The sequence below is a fragment of the Falsarthrobacter nasiphocae genome (assembly GCF_031456275.1).
In the GTDB taxonomy this organism is placed as follows: Bacteria; Actinomycetota; Actinomycetes; order Actinomycetales; family Micrococcaceae; genus Falsarthrobacter; species Falsarthrobacter nasiphocae.
This window is the reverse complement of sequence record NZ_JAVDUI010000001.1, coordinates 1,845,186-1,865,959: the sequence shown is the minus strand read 5'-3', so window position 1 is coordinate 1,865,959 and position 20,774 is coordinate 1,845,186. Positions and strand designations below refer to the sequence as shown.

The 20,774-nt window shown below is 70.5% G+C and carries 13 protein-coding genes and 1 rRNA gene; 2 read left to right on the top strand and 12 right to left on the bottom strand.

Annotation, left to right across the window (positions count from 1 at the left end; all coding sequences use genetic code 11):
- Positions 1 to 462: 462 nt before the first annotated feature.
- The 12 genes from J2S35_RS08400 to argC all read right to left on the bottom strand — a co-directional run bounded on the left by J2S35_RS08400 (position 463) and on the right by argC (position 15,743).
- Positions 463 to 1,993 (bottom strand): 16S ribosomal RNA (locus J2S35_RS08400).
- A gap of 519 nt (positions 1,994 to 2,512) precedes the next feature.
- Positions 2,513 to 3,856, bottom strand: coding sequence for a tyrosine--tRNA ligase (tyrS, locus tag J2S35_RS08395; protein ID WP_309852169.1), 1,344 nt, complete (start codon positions 3,854 to 3,856; stop codon positions 2,513 to 2,515).
- Complete coding sequence (locus J2S35_RS08390; protein ID WP_309852167.1) at positions 3,853 to 6,153, bottom strand: HelD family protein; 2,301 nt, start codon at positions 6,151 to 6,153, stop codon at positions 3,853 to 3,855. The genes tyrS and J2S35_RS08390 overlap by 4 nt, the downstream gene beginning before the upstream one ends.
- A gap of 61 nt (positions 6,154 to 6,214) precedes the next feature.
- On the bottom strand, positions 6,215 to 6,796 hold the full coding sequence (locus J2S35_RS08385; RefSeq protein ID WP_309852165.1) for a pyridoxamine 5'-phosphate oxidase family protein: 582 nt from the start codon (positions 6,794 to 6,796) through the stop codon (positions 6,215 to 6,217).
- Between the two features lie 118 nt (positions 6,797 to 6,914).
- Complete coding sequence (argH, locus tag J2S35_RS08380) at positions 6,915 to 8,360, bottom strand: argininosuccinate lyase (protein WP_380084119.1); 1,446 nt, start codon at positions 8,358 to 8,360, stop codon at positions 6,915 to 6,917.
- Positions 8,360 to 9,595 (bottom strand): argininosuccinate synthase, encoded by a 1,236-nt coding sequence (locus J2S35_RS08375; RefSeq protein ID WP_309852161.1) that lies wholly within the window; start codon positions 9,593 to 9,595, stop codon positions 8,360 to 8,362. Before J2S35_RS08375 ends, argH begins: the two co-directional genes overlap by 1 nt.
- Positions 9,596 to 9,806: 211 nt before the next feature.
- A complete protein-coding gene (gene argR / locus J2S35_RS08370; protein ID WP_309852158.1) occupies positions 9,807 to 10,298 on the bottom strand; it encodes an arginine repressor in 492 nt (163 codons plus the stop codon).
- The gene (gene argF, locus J2S35_RS08365) at positions 10,295 to 11,272 is read right to left on the bottom strand and encodes an ornithine carbamoyltransferase (RefSeq protein WP_309852155.1); all 978 of its coding nucleotides are present in this window, start codon (positions 11,270 to 11,272) and stop codon (positions 10,295 to 10,297) included. Before argF ends, argR begins: the two co-directional genes overlap by 4 nt.
- On the bottom strand, positions 11,269 to 12,495 hold the full coding sequence (locus J2S35_RS08360; protein WP_309852154.1) for an acetylornithine transaminase: 1,227 nt from the start codon (positions 12,493 to 12,495) through the stop codon (positions 11,269 to 11,271). Before J2S35_RS08360 ends, argF begins: the two co-directional genes overlap by 4 nt.
- Positions 12,492 to 13,439 carry an acetylglutamate kinase gene (gene argB / locus J2S35_RS08355; RefSeq protein WP_309852151.1) on the bottom strand — a complete coding sequence of 316 codons (948 nt, stop codon included), beginning with the start codon at positions 13,437 to 13,439 and terminating at the stop codon, positions 12,492 to 12,494. Before argB ends, J2S35_RS08360 begins: the two co-directional genes overlap by 4 nt.
- Positions 13,440 to 13,452: 13 nt before the next feature.
- On the bottom strand, positions 13,453 to 14,670 hold the full coding sequence (gene argJ, locus J2S35_RS08350) for a bifunctional glutamate N-acetyltransferase/amino-acid acetyltransferase ArgJ (RefSeq protein ID WP_309852149.1): 1,218 nt from the start codon (positions 14,668 to 14,670) through the stop codon (positions 13,453 to 13,455).
- A 26-nt stretch (positions 14,671 to 14,696) separates the two neighbouring features.
- Positions 14,697 to 15,743: an N-acetyl-gamma-glutamyl-phosphate reductase gene (gene argC, locus J2S35_RS08345; RefSeq protein WP_309852147.1), complete on the bottom strand. Its 1,047-nt coding sequence runs from the start codon at positions 15,741 to 15,743 to the stop codon at positions 14,697 to 14,699.
- A 154-nt stretch (positions 15,744 to 15,897) separates the two neighbouring features.
- On the opposite strand from argC, the gene J2S35_RS08340 reads away from it, so the two are divergent.
- Entirely contained in the window at positions 15,898 to 16,857 is a 960-nt protein-coding gene (locus tag J2S35_RS08340; RefSeq protein ID WP_380084121.1) for a quinone oxidoreductase family protein, read from the top strand.
- The gene (locus J2S35_RS08335; RefSeq protein ID WP_309852141.1) at positions 16,854 to 20,759 is read left to right on the top strand and encodes a Pls/PosA family non-ribosomal peptide synthetase; all 3,906 of its coding nucleotides are present in this window, start codon (positions 16,854 to 16,856) and stop codon (positions 20,757 to 20,759) included. Before J2S35_RS08340 ends, J2S35_RS08335 begins: the two co-directional genes overlap by 4 nt.
- Positions 20,760 to 20,774: the final 15 nt, after the last annotated feature.

Sequence of the window (20,774 nt, the reverse complement as noted above, 5' to 3'; positions counted from 1 at the left end):
CAAGGATGCCGCATGGATGATCGCACACAGAACAATCAAGAAAAAATTCTCGAACATTGCAATAAAATTGATGCTCGCGTCCACTATGCAGTTCTCAAACAACAACCCACTCCACACCAACCAACCACACACAGTGCGATCAGCCCAGCTGCAGGCAGGACAACCAGAAACACACAACCCGACCATCCAACAGGACAGCCCAGATTGTTGCTTCAGGACCCAATAGTGCACCAAAGACCAGCCACACACCCCAACACACCCCTTTCCATCCCAACCAGGCCCCCACCGAAGCAGGAAACCCATCAGAAGTACTCAGGACACGCCAGAAACATGACCAGCCACAATTCGTTGAGATTCCACCCATGAGCACTCACCACGACACACTCGGCCGTGCAATGAGTAACACTGACACACACCCACCACCACAATCGCGGTGACAGGCCATGTGTAGTAGCTCCTTAGAAAGGAGGTGATCCAGCCGCACCTTCCGGTACGGCTACCTTGTTACGACTTAGTCCCAATCGCTCGTCCCACCTTCGACGACTCCCTCCCACAAGGGGTTAGGCCATCGGCTTCGGGTGTTACCAACTTTCGTGACTTGACGGGCGGTGTGTACAAGGCCCGGGAACGTATTCACCGCAGCGTTGCTGATCTGCGATTACTAGCGACTCCGACTTCACGTGGTCGAGTTGCAGACCACGATCCGAACTGAGACCGGCTTTTTGGGATTAGCTCCACCTCACAGTATCGCAACCCATTGTACCGGCCATTGTAGCATGCGTGAAGCCCAAGACATAAGGGGCATGATGATTTGACGTCGTCCCCACCTTCCTCCGAGTTGACCCCGGCAGTCTCCCACGAGTCCCCACCATTACGTGCTGGCAACATGGAACGAGGGTTGCGCTCGTTGCGGGACTTAACCCAACATCTCACGACACGAGCTGACGACAACCATGCACCACCTGTGAACCAGCCTCAAAGAGGGGCGACCATCTCTGGCCGTTACTAGTCCATGTCAAGCCTTGGTAAGGTTCTTCGCGTTGCATCGAATTAATCCGCATGCTCCGCCGCTTGTGCGGGCCCCCGTCAATTCCTTTGAGTTTTAGCCTTGCGGCCGTACTCCCCAGGCGGGGCACTTAATGCGTTAGCTACGGCGCGGAAAACGTGGAATGTCCCCCACACCTAGTGCCCAACGTTTACGGCATGGACTACCAGGGTATCTAATCCTGTTTGCTCCCCATGCTTTCGCTCCTCAGCGTCAGTTACAGCCCAGAGACCTGCCTTCGCCATCGGTGTTCCTCCTGATATCTGCGCATTTCACCGCTACACCAGGAATTCCAGTCTCCCCTACTGCACTCTAGTCTGCCCGTACCCACTGCAGACCCGGGGTTGAGCCCCGGGCTTTCACAGCAGACGCGACAAACCGCCTACGAGCTCTTTACGCCCAATAATTCCGGATAACGCTTGCGCCCTACGTATTACCGCGGCTGCTGGCACGTAGTTAGCCGGCGCTTCTTCTGCAGGTACCGTCACTTTCGCTTCTTCCCTACTGAAAGAGGTTTACAACCCGAAGGCCGTCATCCCTCACGCGGCGTCGCTGCATCAGGCTTGCGCCCATTGTGCAATATTCCCCACTGCTGCCTCCCGTAGGAGTCTGGGCCGTGTCTCAGTCCCAGTGTGGCCGGTCACCCTCTCAGGCCGGCTACCCGTCGTCGCCTTGGTGAGCCATTACCTCACCAACAAGCTGATAGGCCGCGAGTCCATCCAAAACCACTACAAACGTTTTCCACTCCCATGCCATGCGGCAGGAAGTCGTATCCGGTATTAGACCCAGTTTCCCAGGCTTATCCCAGAGTTAAGGGCAGGTTACTCACGTGTTACTCACCCGTTCGCCACTCATCCACACCAGCAAGCTGGTGCTTCAGCGTTCGACTTGCATGTGTTAAGCACGCCGCCAGCGTTCATCCTGAGCCAGGATCAAACTCTCCGTAAAAAACATACGAAAGAACACCAGCAACCAGACCGGGAAAACGGTCACAGCACTGATGCCAATCAAAATTGGTTTTCACCATGGCTATAAAACTTTTGTCACTGACCAGCCCACGGGGTGCGGACCAGCCAGACAACTATTGTCTACAACCAAATGTAAATAATTCGGTCTCAACAAACTTGGCACACTATTGAGTTCTCAAACAACAATCACTAGTCCGGCACCACAACCAACCCGAAACCCTCAGGCTCCTCATCGTTGGCCGCTCGCTCCGAAGCAACTTTTCAAGCTTACCAGGTCTTCCAGCTCTTCGCAAGTCCTGATCCGTTCGTTCCCGAACCGTTCATCCCTTGCGCTGCTTTCCGTAACCCGGCGCGAGATAAAACTCTACACGGGCCCCGCCGAGAACACAACTCGAACGGGCTCCGAACGGCGTGACGTGCGACACCTAACGCGAGCGGGGGCCGGCCCACTGGCCGACCCCCGCTCCCCTGAGCCCGCTCCCGCGGCGCTTGCCTGGTGCTACTCAGCGTCCGTGACGAGGACGCGAGCCTTGTTCTTCTTGCCCCGCGACACGAGGTACACGCGCTCCCCCGTTGCCAGAGCCAGCGGCTCCACCTCGCTGAGCACTGTCGTCTCGTCAGAGACGCGCTCATTGTTGACGCTCACCGCGCCCTCACCCATGAATCGCCGCGCTGCCGTCTTGGACTCAGCGAACCCCGCTGCGATGACCGCGTCAAGCACGGTGTCTGCCACCCCGACCTCGGCGGAGGGGAGTTCCGCCAGGGCACCACCGAGGATGGCGGGGTCCAGGGAGCTCAGGTCCCCTCCCCCGAACAGCGCGGCAGCCGCGGCGATCACCTGGTGGGCGGCCTCCTCCCCGTGAACGAGCGCCGTGACCTCGAACGCCAGCCGCTTCTGGGCCTCGCGCTTGAACGGACGCTCCGCCACAGCCTCCGCATACTCCTCAATCTGCTCCCTCGAGAGGAACGTGAACACCTTGAGTCGGTCAACGACGTCGGCATCCGTGGTGTTCAGCCAGAACTGGTACATCCGGTACGGAGAGCACATCTCGGGGTCGAGCCAGATGGCGTTGCCCTCGCTCTTGCCGAACTTGGTGCCGTCCGAGTTCGTGATGAGCGGGGTTCCAAGCGCGTGGACTGACTCGCCCTCGACCTTGCGGATGAGCTCGGTCCCGGACGTGAGATTGCCCCACTGGTCCGAGCCGCCGCTCTGCAGCCGGCAGTCGTGACGGCGGAACAGCTCGAGGTAGTCCATCCCCTGGAGCACCTGGTAGCTGAACTCGGTGTAGGAGATCCCGGCCTCGGAGTTGAGGCGAGTGGCCACGATGTCCTTCTTGATCATCGTGCCCACGCGGAAGTGCTTGCCGACGTCGCGGAGGAAGTCGAGCGCGCTCATGGGCCCGGTCCAGTCGAGGTTGTTGACGAGAGTGGCGCCCGCGGCCCCGTCAAAGTCCAGGTACCGCTCCACCTGGCCCTGCAGCTTGGCCACCCACTCCTCGACGACCTCGCGCGGGTTGAGCACGCGCTCGGCCGTCTGCCGGGGGTCGCCGACGAGGCCCGTCGAGCCGCCGACGAGCGCCAGTGGCTTGAGCCCCGCGAGCTGGAGGCGGCGCATGACCAGGATCTGCACGAGGTTGCCCAGGTGCAGGCTCGGGGCCGTCGGGTCGAACCCGCAGTAGAACGTGCCGCCCGGCGTCGACACGAAGGCCTCGAGCGCCTCGGCGTCCGTTGTCACCTGGAGGAGGCCCCGCCACTCCAGCTCCCGATAGACGTTCGGGAATGAGGGGTCGAGCTGCTGCGGCGCGCTCGTCGTCGGCTCCCGGTCTGCGGTCTGCTGGGTCATGTCGTCAGGTCCCTTTCGTGGCTGTCCGGGCCGCTTGTGCCTGCGCGGCCCTCCTTGATTATGGCCGCCATCTCGGCCGGGAGTGAATCCACGGCGAGGATGGTGAGCCGGTGCGTCGGCCTCGTCATCGCGACGTACAGCGAGCCCGAGCGGCCCCCGGCGTCGGCCAGGATGGCCTCAGGGTCCATGAGGACCACCGAGTCGAACTCGAGCCCCTTGGCCTCGTCCGCGTCAAGGACGCGCACATCGGGGGTGCTCGCGAGTGCCTCGCGCGCCAGCGGCACGGCCCGGGAGGGGACGACGGCGGCCACGAGCCCCTCGTCCACCGCGAGAATCTCCTCCGCCACCGCGGCCCGAAGCCCGTCCCTCCAGGCGGACCCCTCCACGGTGATGAGCCGCGGCGGCTCGCCCTCGCGGATAGCCTGAGGCGCGTCGAGCTCGGCGCCCAGGGCCCGCGCGGTCTCCACGGCCGCGTCCGAGATCGGCCGCGGCGTGCGGTAGTTGATGGTGAGACGGAGCTCCTCGAAGCGGTCCGAGGCGAAGGGCTCGAGCGCCTCGCGCCACGACCGCGCGGCTCCGGGACTCGACGCCTGAGCGATGTCCCCGACCACGGTGAGGGACTTGATGGGGACGCGCTTGAACACCGTGTGCCACTGCATCTGCGTGAGCTCTTGCGCTTCGTCGACGACGACGTGGCCGTACGCCCATTCGCGGTCGAGGTCCGCGGCGGTCGCGGCGTCGACCTTCGCCGCACGGCCACGCAGGGAGGCCTTGACGTCCTCGGCCGTGACCACGCCGTCAATGCCGGCGTTCTCCAGCATGGTCTGCACGTTCTCCAGGGCCTTCTCCGCGTTGACCGTGTCCCGGGCGTCCTGCGCCTCGGCCTCCGCAAGGCGGCGGGCGTCCTGGCCCTCGAGGGGGCCGAGGAGATCCGCGAGCTCGTCGAGGAGCGGCACGTCCGAGACGGTCCACTCCCAGGCCTCGGCCCCGTCTGCTGGCTTGCGCACGAGGGACGCGATCTCAGAGCTCGAGAGCTCGGGCGCCGCGGCCACGAGCTGCTCCGGGCGAGTCCAGAGCTCGCGCAGAAGCCGCTCCGGGGTCATCGGCATCCACGCGAGGTTGACGGCGACGCGGACGTCATGTGAGGCGGCCACGTCGTCGGCCACATAGGAGCGGTCCGCGGTGTTGCCCTGACCGGACTCGGCGATCTGCTCCTTGACCCGCTCCGTCACCATGTCCATGAGCGCCTGGACGAACACCTCGCGGGCCTTGTTGTACGGCTGCCGGGTGGCCCGGGCGCGCTCCTGGGCCGCGCGGACCATCTTCGGGGTGATCGTCGTCCGGAAGCCCTCGACGTTGACGGGCCGGGGGCCCGCGAAGTTCCGCTGGCGCTGCCGCACGGCGCGCTCGAGGATCCGGCGCCAGACCAGGCGGCCCTTGACCTCGGCGGCGAGCGGCGCATCCTCGGCCGTCGCGGCCACGGACGGGTAGAGCTCCCCCACAGTGCGCATGACGACGCCCGTCTCGCCGAGGGACGGCAGGACACGCTCGATGTAGTCGATGAACGCCGTCGAGGGGCCCACGAGGAGGACGCCGCTGCGGCCAAGGCGCTCACGGTAGGTGTAGAGGAGGTAGGCGGCGCGGTGCAGGGCGACGGCGGTCTTGCCCGTGCCCGGCCCGCCCTGGACCAGGGTGATGCCGGGGAGGGGCCGCCGGATGATGGCGTCCTGCTCCTTCTGGATCGTGGCGACGATGTCGTTCATGCGCCCCGTGCGCTTCGCGGTGACGCCCCGCAGCAGGGCCGCGTCGCCGCCGGAGCCGACGGCGGGGCCGTCGTACGCCTCGGAGAGAATCTCGTCCTCGATCCCCACCAGCGCGCGGCCACGCAGGAAGAGGTGCCGACGCCGGGCAATGCCGCGGGGGTCGAAGGCCGTCGCCTGATAGAACGTGCCGGCCTCGGGGGCGCGCCAGTCGATGAGGAGGCGCTCGGAGTGCTCGTCTGTGAGGCCGATGCGCCCGATGCTGCGGTCCTGAGATCCGTCCCCCGGGGCCCCGTCCGGTGTCAGGGTGCCGAAGACGAGGCGATCCTCCACCGCATACAGCTGCGCCAGGCGGTCCTCGTAGAGCGCGGCGAAGGAGTCTCGCTCGGAGATGTTCTGGAACGTGCCGGACGGGCCCTGCCTGCGCACCTCGGCGAGCTGGGCCTCTTTCTCCGCGCGGAGTTCGTCGAGCCTCGCGTAGAGGCGGTCCACCCGGCCCTGTTCGGCGCGGCGGATCTCGTCGTCGTGCTGGCTCACGCGGTCTCTCCCCTAAGTGTTGTGGCGGCGGGCCTGACGCCCGCCTGCCCGCTGGCCGATCCTACATGCCCGGATCGGCGGCCGAGCGCGAGAACGGCTCGGCAGCCGAAGCGCGCGAATAGACCATGCGCCGGTGCTGGCGCTCGGGGTCAGCCTGCCAGAACTCCACTGACAGTGCCTCGAGCCCGTACGCCCTCCACAGGGGGTCGATCTCCGTGCCCGCCATGGGGCGCTGCCGGAAGTCCTCCGCCGAGGCCTCGTCGCCGAGGTCCCGGGCCTCGCCGCGCACGAGGACCTGCCGGCCCGTCTCAGGCCAGTAGAACGTCAGGGCCGCGCTCGGATTCTCGGCGAGGTCCGCGACCTTGCGGGTGTCCTGGTGCGTGGCGAAGTGCCACACATCCCCCTGAAGGTCCTTGAGGATGAGGGTGCGCGCCGTGACGTTGCCCGAGGCGTCCGCGGTGGAGAGCGTGGCTGCGTGCGGCTCGACGACCTGCAGGTCCAGCGCCTCGTCCAGCCACCCCAGGAACGCGTCCGCCGGGGACTCCGGCCAGGCTGCCGGGTCCGCCTCGAACGCCGGGAAGATCTCCGGGAACACCGGCAGCGCGCGGAGGCGGTGGCGAACGGGAAGCGCGGGCGTGGTCATGGGAGGGGTCTCCTTCTCGTCGCTGTGGTCATGCATCCGTCTGCCGCGGGTCGCCTCGACGGGGCGCACGACGACGGGGCTGGCGCGCGGCGCCCACCGCGGGCGCCGCACTCCCAGCCTATTCGGTGGGCTGCTGTCCGAGAACGCTCTGCGCCGCGAAGGCCTCGAGCGGTTCCCGGCACGCCTTGAGGGCCTGAAGCTGGCTCGCCACGGCCTCCGGCGCCGTCCCGCCCTGCGCGTTGCGCGTGGAGAGCGAGCCCTCCGTGGACAGCACGGACCGGACCTCCGGGGTGAGCCGAGAGTCCACTCCTCGCATCTCCTCGTCCGTCAGGTCCCACAGCTCGACACCGCGGGCCTCGGCCACGCGGACGGCCCCGCCCGAGATCTCGTGGGCCTCCCGGAACGGGACCCCCTCGCGGACGAGCCACTCGGCGATGTCGGTCGCGAGGGCAAAGCCCTGAGGCGCGAGCTCCGCCATCCGCTCCGTGTTGAAGAGGAGGGTGGCGATCATTCCGCTCACCGCCGGGAGGAGCAGCTCGAGCGTGTCGGCCGCATCGAAGACCGGCTCCTTGTCCTCCTGGAGGTCGCGGTTGTACGCCAGCGGGAGGGCCTTGAGGGTAGCCAGGAGGCCCGTGAGGTCGCCGATGAGGCGGCCCGCCTTGCCGCGGGCCAGCTCCGCCACATCCGGGTTCTTCTTCTGCGGCATGATCGAGGACCCCGTGGAGTAGGCGTCGTCCAGCGTGACGAACCCCACCTCCTTCGTGGCCCAGAAGATGACCTCCTCGCTCACGCGGGAGAGATCCACGCCGATCATCGCGCAGACCCACGCGAACTCCGCGAAGACGTCGCGGGCCGCTGTGCCGTCAATCGAGTTCCACACGGCCGAGTCGAACCCGAGGTCCGACGCCACCGCGTTGGGATCGAGCCCCAGGCTTGAGCCGGCGAGGGCGCCGGAGCCGTACGGCGAGACCGCTGCGCGGCGATCCCAGTCCATGAGGCGCTCGACGTCCCGCAGCAGAGGCCAGGCGTGCGCCAAGAGGTGATGGCTCAAGAGGACCGGCTGCGCGTGCTGCAAGTGCGTGCGGCCGGGCATCGGCGCGTTGGGGTGCCGCTCCGCCTGCTCAACGAGCGCGGCGACGGTCTCCAGGACGCCGCGGGCGATGATCCGCGCGTGGTCTCGAAGGAACATGCGGCCGAGCGTCGCGATCTGGTCGTTCCGCGACCGCCCCGCGCGAAGACGCCCGCCGAGCTCCGTCCCGGCCCGCTCAATCAGGCCGCGCTCGAGAGAGCCGTGGACGTCCTCGTCGCTCTCCGCGGGCGAGTAAGCGCCGGAGACGACATCGGCCTCGAGACGGTCGAGGGCGTCAATCATGCGCGCCAGCTCGTCGTCGGACAGAAGACCCGCCGTGGCGAGGACGCGAGCATGCGCCCGGGAGCCCGCGATGTCATACCGCGCAAGGCGCCAGTCGAAGTGCGTGGACTTCGAGAGCGCCGCGAGGGCATCCGCCGGCCCGCCGGAGAAGCGGCCGCCCCAGAGGGCGCCTTCGTTGGTTCCGGCCACGATCAGCCCAGCTTCGCGACGTCGTCGGTGGACTGGACCTCGCCGAGGCGCATAGAGCGCTCCGACGCGACCTTGGAGGACAGGCCGTAGATGTCGATGAAGCCGCGAGCGCTCGACTGGTCGAAGGAGTCGCCCTCGTCGTACGTCGCAAGGTTGAAGTCGTAGAGGCTCGTCTCGGAGCGCCGGCCGTTGACGATGGCCTGGCCGGCGTGCAGGGACAGGCGGATCTCGCCGTTGACGTGCTTCTGCGTCTCGTCGACGAACGCGTCGAGCGAGGTCTTCAGCGGTGAGAACCACTGGCCGTCGTACACGAGCTCGGTCCAGCGCTGGTCCACGGTCCGCTTGAAGCGCGCCTGCTCGCGCTCGAGGGTGATGTCCTCGAGGTGCTTGTGCGCGGTCATGAGGGTCATGGCGCCGGGCGCCTCGTAGATCTCGCGGCTCTTGATGCCCACGAGGCGGTCCTCGACGACGTCGATCCGGCCGATTCCCTGGGCGCCGGCGCGGCGGTTGAGCTCCTCGATGATCGCGAGCGGCGACAGGGCGCGGCCGTCGAGCGTCGTGGGGATGCCGCGCTCGAAGCCGATGATGACCTCGTCCGGCGCGGGCGGGAACTCGGGGGTGGCGGTGTACTCGTAGACGTCCTTCGTGGGCGCGTTCCAGATGTCCTCGAGGTAGCCGGTCTCGACGGCGCGGCCCCAGACGTTCTGGTCGATCGAGTACGGGTTCTTCTTCGTCGTGACGATCGGCAGGCTGTTGGCCTCCGCGTAGTCGATGGCCTTCTCGCGCGTCAGGGCGAGGTCGCGGACCGGTGCGAGGCACGTGAGGTCCGGGCCGAGGGTCTGGATGCCGACCTCGAAGCGGACCTGGTCGTTGCCCTTGCCCGTGCAGCCGTGGGCCACGGTGGTGGCGCCGAACTGCTTCGCCGCGGCGACGAGGTGGCGGACGATCACGGGGCGGGACAGGGCCGAGACGAGCGGGTAGTGGCCCATGTAGAGGCCGTTGGCCTTGAGCGCCGGCATGCAGTACTGCTCGGCGAACTCGTCACGGGCGTCCGCGACGTAGGCCTCGACGGCGCCGCAGTCAAGGGCGCGCTGCCGGATGGTCTCGAGGGACTCGCCTCCCTGTCCCACGTCGACGGCGACGGCGACGACCTCGGCGCCGGTGGCCTCTCCGATCCATCCGATGGCCACGGAGGTGTCAAGGCCTCCTGAGTAGGCGAGGACGACGCGCTCGGTCATGGGGGTGCTCCTTGTGTCAGTGGCGGTATGGCCCGGCCCAGCGTCAGGACGGACGGCATTGAGCCCATTCTATACATAGGGCTGAATAAATATTCACATTGGTGGGGTGGGGTGCTCGCCCCGCGCCCGGCATTCGCCCCCTCGTCTGGCGTTTGCCCCGTGCATTGCAGGGGGCAAACGCCAAAGACGGGGGCAAACGGTGGAGTGCGGGCTAGGACTCCGCGAGCGCGAGGAACGACTCCGCGAGGGCCTCTCCCCCGGCCGGGTCGGCGGAGATGACCATGACCGTGTCGTCGCCCGCGATCGTGCCGAGCACCGTCGGCAGGGCCGCCTGGTCAATGGCCTGCGCCAGGAAGTTCGCCGCGCCGGGCGGGGTCGTCAGCAGGCAGATGTTCGCGCTGGCCCGCGACGTCTCCACGAGCTCGGCGCACAGCTTGGACAAGCGGCTCGCGGCAACGCCGGGCCCCATCTCGGACGGGGCCCCCGAGGCGTCGTCGCGCAGCTGGTACCGCAAGGCGCCGTCGCCGTCTCTGACCCGCACCGCCCCGAGCTCGACGAGATCCCGGGACAGCGTCGCCTGGGTAACCTGAAGCTCGTCGTCGGCCAAGAGGCTGGCGAGCTCGCTCTGGGAGCGGACCACGCGCTCCCGGAGGATCGTGCGAATGTGGGCCTGGCGGGCCGTCTTCGTCGTGGGGATGCTCACGCCACGGCCTCCTCTCGCTCGGCCAACGCGGGCCGGCCCTGCCGCAGCAGCCACACGAGGACGGCCTTCTGGGCGTGCAGGCGGTTCTCCGCCTCGTCCCAGACAAGCGAACGGGGGCCGTCGATGACGGACGCGTCCACCTCGAGACCCCGGTACGCGGGAAGGCAGTGCAGGAACACGGCGTCCTCCCCCGCGAGCCCCATGAGCTCGTCGGTGACACGGTAGTCGGCGAACCGCGCCTTGCGCTCCGCGGCCTCGTCCTCCTGACCCATCGACACCCACGTGTCCGTCACGACGACGTCCGCCCCGCTCGCGGCCTCGCGCGGATCGGCCGTCACGAGCACGGAGCCGCCCGTCGCGGCGGCCACGGCTGCCGCCTCCTCGACGACGCCCGCGTCCGGCCAGGCGCCCTCGGGGGCCGCGATCCTCACGTGCATGCCGGCCGTCGCACCGGCGAGCAGGTAGGAGTTGCTCATGTTGTTCGCCCCGTCACCGAGGTAGGCGAGGACGCGGCCCTGCGTGGAGCCGAAGCGCTCGCGGATCGTCAGGAGGTCGGCGAGGAGCTGGCACGGGTGGTAGTCGTCGCAGAGCGCGTTGACCACGGGCACGTGCGAGATCGCGGCCATGCGCTCGAGTCCCTCGTGGGCGAAAGTCCGCCACACGATGGCCGCCACCATGCGCTCGAGCACGCGCGTCGTGTCCTCAATGGACTCCTTGTGGCCCATCTGGGACGAGCCCGGGTCCACGACGAGTGCGCTGCCGCCCAGGTCGGCGATGCCGCTCGCGAACGAGAACCGCGTGCGCGTCGAGGTCTTGTCGAAGAGCACAGCGACGGTCTCTCGGGACGCGCCGCGGGCCAGCGGCGTCGTTGAGCTGCGGTCCCGCTTCAGCTCCGCGGCGAGGTCGAGGACCTCGGCCTGCTCGGCGGGGCTCAGGTCCGTGTCCTTGATGAAGTGCCGGATGCGCTGCGTCACGAGCGCTCCTTTCCGTGGGGGTCGTGGCCGGCGGGGCCGTGGGGATCGGTGGCAGCGAGGGCTTCGCCGAGGCGCGCCAGGCCCGCCTCCGCGTCCGCCTCCGTGAGGACGAGCGGCGGCGCGAGACGGAGCGTGGACGGCCCCGTGGCGTTGACAATCACGCCGGCCTCGAGTGCGCGGGCGACGACGGCTGGCGCAGAGACCCCGCCGCGGAGATCGGCTCCGAGGAGCAGGCCCTCGCCCCGCACGGCGGTGACCTGCGGCAAGGCCTCGAGCCCGGCCCGCACGAAGTCCCCGCGGGCGGTGGCCGCCGCGAGGAGGCCCTCCCTCTCCATGATGCCAAGCGTGGCCAGGGCCGCGCTCGCCGCGAGGGGGTTGCCGCCGAAGGTCGAGCCGTGCTGGCCTTGCGCCAGCAGCGCCGTCGTGCTCTCCCCCCGCATGAGCAGCGCGCCGATGGGGAAGCCGCCGCCGAGGCCCTTGGCGAGGGTCACGGCGTCCGGCTCGATCCCCTCGGAGGCGAGCCACCGCCCGGTGCGGCCGATCCCCGTCTGGATCTCGTCCACGATGAGCAGCGCCCCGACCTCGCGAGTCCGGGCCCGGAGCGCGTCCAGGAAGCCGGGCTCAGGCACGATGACTCCCGCCTCGCCCAGAAGGGGCTCGACGATGACTGCGGCCGTGCGCTCCGTGATCTCGCGCGCGGCCAGCCCGGCGTCCCCGTACGGGATGTGCCGGACGCCGCCCGGCAGGGGCTCGAACGGGGCGCGGTACGCCTCCTTGTGGGTCAGGGCGAGGGAGCCCATCGTGCGCCCGTGGAAGGCGCCCTCGAAGGCGAGGATCTCGCCCCGTCCCCCGTGCTCCGCCCCGTGGCGACGCGCGAGCTTGAACGCGGCCTCGTTGGCCTCGGCCCCCGAGTTCGCGAGGAACACGCCCGAGCCGTCCGGCATGCCCGCGAGCCCCAGGAGGCGCTCGGCAAGCTCAACCTGCGGCCGCGAGGCGAAGAGATTGGAGATGTGCCCGAGCGTGGCGGCCTGGTCCGCGAGCGCCGCCACCCAGTCCGGGTGCGCGTGGCCCACAGAGTTGACCGCGATCCCGGCGAGGAAGTCGATGAGCTCCCTCCCGTCCTCATCCCACACGCGCGCCCCGCGGCCCCGGACCAGGCCGGCGGAGGGGCGGCCGAAGACGTCCGCGTAGGCGGCCCCGTGCCGGTCGACGAGGCCGCTCACGCGCTCTCCTCCGTCAGCGTCACCTGGGTGCCGATGCCCGCGTCCGAGAGCAGCTCGACGAGCATCGAGTGCGGCGCGCGGCCGTCGACGATGGACGCGCCCGGCACCCCCTGCTCCACGGCGAAAAGGCACGCCTCCATCTTCGGGATCATGCCCGAGGCGAGCCCGGGCAGCAGCTCGCGCAGGCGCGGGGCGGCGATCCTCGTGACGAGGCTGCTCTTGTCGGGCCAGTCCGCGTAGAGCCCCTCGACATCTGTGAGGACGACGAGCCGCGATGCCCCGAGCGCCGCCGCGATGGCGCCCGCAGCAGTGTCCGCGTTGACGTTGAGCACGGCCCCGGTCGGCTCCCCGTCCCGGAACTCGGGGGCCACGGTGGAGATCACGGGGATGCGGCCCGCGGCGAGGAGGTCGAGGACGGGCTCGGGGCGAACACCGGTGACCTCGCCGACAAGACCGATGTCCTCAAGCACCCCGTCCACGAGGACGCCGCGGCGCTCCGCGCGCAGCAGGCCCGCGTCCTCCCCGGAGAGGCCCACGGCGTAGGGGCCATGCCGGTTGACGAGGCCGATGAGGTCCCGCCCCACCTGGCCCGCGAGCACCATGCGGATGACGTCCATGGCCTCGGGGCTCGTGACGCGGTGGCCCCCGCGAAACTCGCTCGCGAGGCCCACGCGCTCGAGCATCGCGGTGATCTGGGGCCCGCCCCCGTGGACGACGACGGGGCGGATGCCGACGTGGTGCAGGAAGACGACGTCCTCGGCGAAGGCCTGGCGGAGCTCGTCGCTGACCATGGCGTTCCCGCCGTATTTGAGGACGACCGTGGTCCCGGCGAAGCGCTGGATCCACGGGAGCGCCTCGACGAGGCTGGCGGCGCGCTCCACGGCGGCGGCGAGCACGGCGGACGCGCTCTCCTCCGGCTCTGCGGCGACTGGTGCGTGAGTCATGGGTTCTCCCTGCCTACGAGGAGTAGGCGCTGTTCTCGTGGACGTAGTCATGGGTCAGGTCGCTGGTCAGGATCGTGGCGCTCGCCTCGCCTTCGTTGAGGTCGACGACGATCTCCACCTCCCGCGCGGACAGGTCGACGAGAGAGCGGTCCTCGCCCAGCCCCCCGCCCCGGCAGACCTCGACCCCGTTGATGGAGACGCTGACGCGCTCCGGGGCGAAGGCGGCGCTCGATGTGCCCGCCGCGGAGAGGATGCGGCCCCAGTTGGGGTCCTCGCCGAAGATCGCGGTCTTGACGAGGTTGGACCGGCAGATTGCGCGCGCGGTCTCCCGCGCATCGGCCAGGCTGGCGGCGCCCGCGACCGTCACGGCGGCCGTGTGGCGCGCGCCCTCGGCGTCGTCGATGAGCTGATAGGCGAGGTCCTGGCAGAGGGCCGTGAGCGCCTCGGTGAAGGCGTGCGTGTCCACGGGGCCGGCCGCACCGGAGGACGCGAGGAGGACCGTGTCGTTGGTCGACATGCACCCGTCGGCATCCGCGTGGTCGAAGGACACGGCGCACGCGCGAACGAGCGCGGCGTCAAGCTCGCCGCCGCTCAGCTCAGCGTCCGTCGTGATGAAGACGAGCATCGTCGCGAGAGCGGGCGCAAGCATGCCCGCACCCTTGGCGATGCCGACGATCCGGGCCCCGCCCGGGAGGGGGACCTCGGCCCGCTTGGGCACGGAGTCCGTCGTCATGATGGCCTCGGCCGCCTCGAGGACGCTGTCCTCGCGCGCGGCGCCGAGCGCCCCGTCCACCCCGGCGAGGAGGCGCTCGAGAGGCAAACGCTCGCCGATGAGCCCCGTCGAGGCGACGGCGACGTCGGCCGCGCTCACCCCGGCCTCCGCGGCGGCGTGCTCCGCCGTGGCGTGGGTGTCCGCGAATCCCTCGGGCCCCGTGCAGGCGTTGGCCCCGCCGGAGTTGGCCACGATGAGGCGGGCCTGGCCGTCGGAGAGCGCCTGGCGGCTCCACTGGACGGGGGCGGCCGCGAACCGGTTCGAGGTGTACACCCCGGCCGCCTCGAAGCGCGGCCCGCGGTTGGCGAGGACCATGACGTCCTTGCCGCCTGAGGCCTTGATGCCTGCCGCGACGCCCGCGGCCAGGAACCCGCGGGGCCAGGACTCGGGCTCGCGGGAGACGCCCGCCTCGGGGAAGGCGAAGAAGCGGGAGAGTGCGGCGGGGATGCCGTGGCTCATGGGCGGGTTTCCTTTCTCGGTGCCGGTCACGGGGCGAGCCCCGTCTCAGGCAGGCCGCTCGTCTCGTCCAGCCCCAAGGCGAGGTTCATGGCCTGGACGGCGGCGCCGGCGGTGCCCTTGGTGAGGTTGTCGACGACGGCGGTGACGACGACGCGCCCCGCCCTCTCGTCGACGGCGAGCTGCATGAGGACGTGGTTCGAGCCGACGACGCTGCTCGTCGCGGGCCATGCGCCCTCCGGCAGGAGCCGGACGAACGTCTCCCCCGCGTACGCCTCCTCCCAGGCTGCCCGGACCTCGCCCGCGGTGACGCCCTCGCGCAGCCTCGCCGTCGCCGTCGTGAGAATGCCTCGGGGCATGGGCGCGAGAGTGGGCGTGAAGGAGACCTGAACAGGCTCCCCGGCGGCCCACGAGAGACCCTGTTCGATCTCCGGGGTGTGGCGGTGCCCGCCCCCGACGCCGTACGGGGACATGGAGCCCATGACCTCGCTGGCGAGGAGGTGGGGCTTGAGCGCCCGCCCCGCGCCTGACGCCCCCGAGGCGGAGACGACGACGACGTCCCGCGGCTCAAGGAGGCCCGCGGCGAACCCCGGCGCCAGCGCAAGGACGGCGGACGTGGGGTAGCAGCCCGGCACGGCGACTCGGCGCGCACCCCGGAGGCGATCCCGCTGGCGCTCGCCGCCCGTGCGGGGAAGCTCGGGCAGCCCATAGGGCCAGGCCCCTGCGTGCGGACCGCCGTAGTACTGGCCCCAGTCGGACGCAGACTCGAGGCGGAAGTCCGCCCCGGCGTCGATGACGAGGACCTCGGGGCCGAGCGTCTCGGCGAGGCTCGCGCTCGCCCCGTGCGGCAGGGCCAGGAAGACGACGTCGTGCCCCTGGAGGGTCTCGGCGCTCGTGTCCTGGACGACCATGTCCGCGAGGGAGTGCAGATGGGGCTGGACCTCGCCGAGGGTGCGGGCCGCGCTCGAGGCGCCCGCGACGGTCTTGATGCTCACGCCGGGATGGCCAGAGAGGAGGCGCAGGAGTTCCCCGCCCGCGTACCCACTGGCGCCCGCGACGGCCACTTGAATCTTCATGGGGACCAGCCTATATGAAAAATTATGCACTCATGCACATATATATGCATTCTGTTCACCAAGGCCCACTATGGTTTCCTCTTGACCGGCGACACCGCGCACCCCCGCCCGACGAGGAGCCCCCGTGACCGAGCCACACACCCTGCCTGAGACGATGACCGCCGTGCGCGCCCACCGCACCGGGGGGCCCGACGTCCTCACCCCCGAGACGGTCCCCGTCCCGTCCCCCGGCGAGGGCGAGGCGCTCATCCGGGTCGCGGCCACCGGCGTCAACTTCATCGAGACCTACCAGCGCTCCGGGGCCTACCCGGTCGAGTTCCCCGCGGTGCTCGGGACGGAGGCGTCCGGCGTCGTCGTCGCCCTGGGGCCCGGGGACCACGCCGTCTCAGTCGGGGACCGCGTGACCACCGCGAGCGCCCGAGGCGCCTACGCAGAGTACTGCCTCGCGCCCTCGAGCCATCTCATTCCCGTTCCGGACGGGCTCGAGCTGGAGTTGGCGTGCGCCGCGAGCCTCCAGGGGCTCACCGCGCACTACCTCATCACGAGCGTCGCCCGGGTCGAGCCCGGCCAGTGGGTGCTTGTCCACGCGGGAGCCGGCGGTGTGGGTCAGGTGGCGATCCAGCTCCTCGCGCGCCTCGGCGCTCGGGTCATCTCGACAGCCTCGACGCCCGAGAAGCGCGAGCTGGCGAGCGCCGCGGGCGCTGAGCACTCGATCGGCTACGAGGGCTTCGCAGACACGGTCCGGACGCTGACCGACGGGCGGGGCGTGAGCGCTGTCCTCGACGGCGTGGGCCGGGCGACCTTCGACGACTCCCTCCGCAGCCTCGACCGCCGCGGGACACTGGCCCTCTTCGGCGCCGCCTCCGGCCCCGTCCCCCCGGTGGACCCGCAGGCGCTCAACAAGGCCGGCTCGGTCACGCTCTGCCGCCCGTCCCTCCCTGACTTCCTCGCGGACCCAGAGGAGCGCCGCTGGCGGGCCGAGGAGGTCTTCGGCCCCCTCGCGACCGGCGAGCTGCGCGTCGAGTACTCCGCGTACCCGCTCGCCGAGGCCGCCGCCGCCCACACCGCCCTCGAAGGCCGCGCCACGACCGGAAAGACGGTGCTCACGCCGTGACGTACGCGCCCCAGCTCCCCGGCTCGCAGCTCACGCCCGCGCCCCGCACCCTGTGGGAGGTCTTCCTCTCAAGCGTCGCCGCCCACCCGGAGGCCCTGGCCCTCGACGACTCGGACCAGGCGCTCACCTACGCCCAGCTCCACGAGGCCGTGGCGGAGCGGGCGGCCGAGCTCGCCGCCGCGGGCCTCGGGGCCGGCGACCGGATCGGCGTGCGCGTGCCCTCCGGCACCAGGGACCTGTACATCGGGATCCTCGCCATCATCTCCCTCGGCGCCGCCTACGTCCCCGTGGACGCGGACGACCCCGACGAGCGCGCCCGCCTCGTCTTCTCCGAGGCCGACGTGGCGGGAATCGTCACCGCGGAGGGCATCTCCGTGACGCGCCCGCGCGACACCCCGCTGACTCAGCGCCCGCCGGAGCTCGACGACGACGTCTGGGTCATCTTCACCTCCGGCTCGACGGGCAAGCCCAAGGGCGTCGCCATTTCACAGCGCTCTGCCGCCGCATTCGTCGACGCCGAGGCCGCCCTCTTCCTCCAGGACCGCCCGCTCGGCCCCGGCGACCGGGTCCTCGCCGGCCTCTCCGTGGGCTTCGACGCGAGCTGCGAGGAGATGTGGCTCGCCTGGGGCCACGGGGCGTGCCTCGTCCCGGCCCCGCGCGCCCTTGTGCGCTCCGGCGTGGACCTCGGCCCGTGGCTCGTCTCCCGCCGCATCAACGTCGTCTCCACCGTCCCCACCCTCGCCGCCCTGTGGCCGGCCGAGGCGCTCGAGAGCGTCCGCCTGCTCATCTTCGGCGGCGAGGCCTGCCCGCCCGAGCTCGCGACGCGCCTCGCCGTCGAGGGCCGCGAGGTCTGGAACACGTACGGCCCCACGGAGGCCACCGTCGTCGCCTGCGCCGCCCCGCTGACGGGCACGGGCCCCGTCCGCATCGGCCTGCCGCTCAACGGGTGGGACCTCGCGGTCGTCGACGAGGACGAGATCCCCGTGGCCCCCGGCGAGAGCGGCCAGCTCATCATCGGCGGCGTGGGCCTCGGCCGCTACCTCGACCCGGACAAGGACGCCGAGAAGTACGCCCCCATGCCGACGCTCGGCTGGGACCGCGCCTACCGCTCCGGGGACCTCGTCACCTACGACCCCGAAGGCCTGCTCTTCAACGGCCGCGCCGACGACCAGGTGAAGCTCGGCGGACGAAGGATCGAGCTGGGCGAGGTCGAGGCCGCGCTCCAAGCCCTCCCCGGGGTCCGGGGCGCCGCGGCCGCGGTCAAGGGCGGCGGCGCCGCTCCCCAGGTGCTCGTGGGCTACCTCGCCCTCGAGTCCGGGGCCGAGTGGTCCGAGGACGAGGCCTCCGCGCGCCTGCGGACCGACCTTCCCGCGGCCCTCGTCCCGCGGCTCGCCGTCGTCGACTCCCTCCCGACGAAGTCCAGCGGAAAGGTGGACCGCGACGCGCTCCCCTGGCCGCTGGCCGGTGCGGGGGATGACGAGGCGGACCCGTCCGCGCTCGCCGCGCTCTCCCCCGACGCCCGCTGGGTCGTCGAGGCGTGGAGCGCCGCCCTCTCGGCCCCGCCGGGGAACCTGGACGCCGACTTCTTCGCGCTCGGCGGCGGCAGCCTCCAGGCGGCGCAGCTCGTCGCGGTCCTCCGCCAGCGCTACCCCGAGGTGACGGTCGCGGACGTCTACGACAGGCCCCGCGTCGGCGCCCTCGCCGAGCACCTCGCGGGCACGCACCCCGCCGCGCCGGCCGCCGAGCCGCGCGCCGTCCGGGCCACGCCCGTGCGGAGCCAGGTGGCGCAGACCCTCGTGGGCATCCCGGCCCTCGTCCTCGTCGGCCTGAAGTGGTTCACGTGGCTGAGCATCGGCCTGACGATCCTCGCGTGGGCCGGCGCCCCGACCCCCATTCCCGTGCCGCACCCCCTCGTCACGGCGGCGCTCTGGCTCGTCATCGCGTCCCCCGTGGGGCGGATGGGCGTGTCCGTCCTCGCCGCGCGAGCCCTCCTGGCCGGGATCAGGCCGGGCCAGTACCCGCGGGGCGGCCGCATGCACATGCGCCTCTGGACGGCGGAGCAGATCGCCAACGTCATCGCCCCCGTGTCCCTCGGCTCCGCCTTCCTCGTCCCGTACTACGCGCGAGCCCTCGGGGCCAGCATCGGCCGGGACGTCGACCTCCACTCGGTCCCGCCCGTCACGGGCCTGCTCCGCGTGGGCGACGGCGCCTCGATCGAGCCCGACGTCGACCTCACCGGGTGGTGGGTCGACGGCGACGTCGTCCACATCGGCGAGGTGACCGTCGGGGCCGGCGCCCACGTGGCCTCCCGCTCGGTCCTCCTGCCGGGCTCCAAGGTCTCCCGGGGCGCGCACGTGGCGCAGGGCTCCGCCGTGACCGGCACCGTCCCCGCAGAGCGGCGCGCAGCCGGCGCCCCCGCCGTGCCCATGGGCAAGGCCAAGGCCTCGTGGCCGTCTCAGCGCCCGGCCCGCTCCCGAGCGTGGGCCGTGGTCTTCGCAGCGTCCTCCGCGGCGCTCGAGCTGCTGCCGTTCCTCGCGGCTGTCCCGGGCCTGCTCCTCGTCGCCTGGGCCACGGGCGTCGTGGAGACGGGGCTGCTCCACGCGCGCCTCGCTCCCCTCGCCTGGTCCGTCCCGCTCGCGGCCCTCATGTGGTTCGTGCTCCTCGCGGCCCTCATCGTCGGCACCGTCCGCCTCCTCGCCATCGGCCTGACGCCCGGCTACGTCCCGGTCCGCTCCCGCGTGGCCTGGCAGGCGTGGACCACGGAGCGCCTCCTCGACGTGGCCCGCGAGCGCCTCTTCCCCATCTACGCGTCCCTCTTCACGCCGATATGGCTCCGGCTCCTCGGCGCCAAGGTGGGCCGCAACGTGGAGATCTCCACGGTCCTGTGCATCCCCTCCATGACGACCATCGCGGACGGCGCGTTCCTCGCGGACGACACGATGGTCGCCACCTACGAGCTCGGCGGCGGCTGGATGCACGTGGGGCCGGCGAAGGTCGGCAAGCGCTCGTTCCTCGGCAACTCCGGCATGGCCCAGGCGGGGCGCAAGGTCCCCAAGGACTCCCTTGTCGCGGTCCTCTCGGCCGCGCCGGACAAGGCGAAGTCCGGCTCCTCCTGGCTCGGGTCTCCCCCGGCACGGTTGCGCCGCACCGCGGTGGAGGCCGACGCCGAGTTGACGTTCCGCCCTGACCCGCGGCTCAAGCGGGCCCGCGGCGCGTGGGAGCTGTTGCGCGGCCTTCCCGTGATCGTCACAGCGCTCCTGGCCGCAGGCGTCGTCGTCGGCCTCTCCGCCGTCTGGCACGGACTCATCACCGCCGGGGTGGGCGAGACGGCCGCATGGCTGCTCACGGCCCTGTCCTCCGGGATCATCGCGTTCCTGGCCTCCCTCGTGGCCGCCGCGTCCGCCGTCGCCGCGAAGTGGCTGTTCGTGGGGCGCATCCGCCCCGGCGAGCACCCGCTCTTCAGCTCCTTCATCTGGCGCAACGAGCTCCAGGACACGTTCGTGGAGCTCGTGGCCGCCCCGTGGTTCGCGTATGCGGCGCTCGGGACCCCCGCTATGACATGGTGGATGCGGGCCCTCGGCGCGAACATCGGCCGCGGCGTCTGGCTCGAGACCTACTGGCTGCCCGAGGCGGACCTCGTGCGGCTCGGGGACGGCTCCTCGGTCAACCGCGGCACCGTGCTCCAGACCCACTTGTTCCACGACCGCGTCATGTCCATTGACGCCGTGACGCTCGAGGCGGGCTCCACGCTGGGCCCCCACAGCGTCATCCTTCCTGCGGCGCGCCTCGGGGAGGGCTCGACCATCGGCCCCGCCTCGCTCGTCATGCGAGGCGACTCGATCCCCGGCTCCACCCGATGGATGGGCAACCCCGTCTCCGTGTGGCGCGAACCGACCACCTGACAAGGACTCACTCCC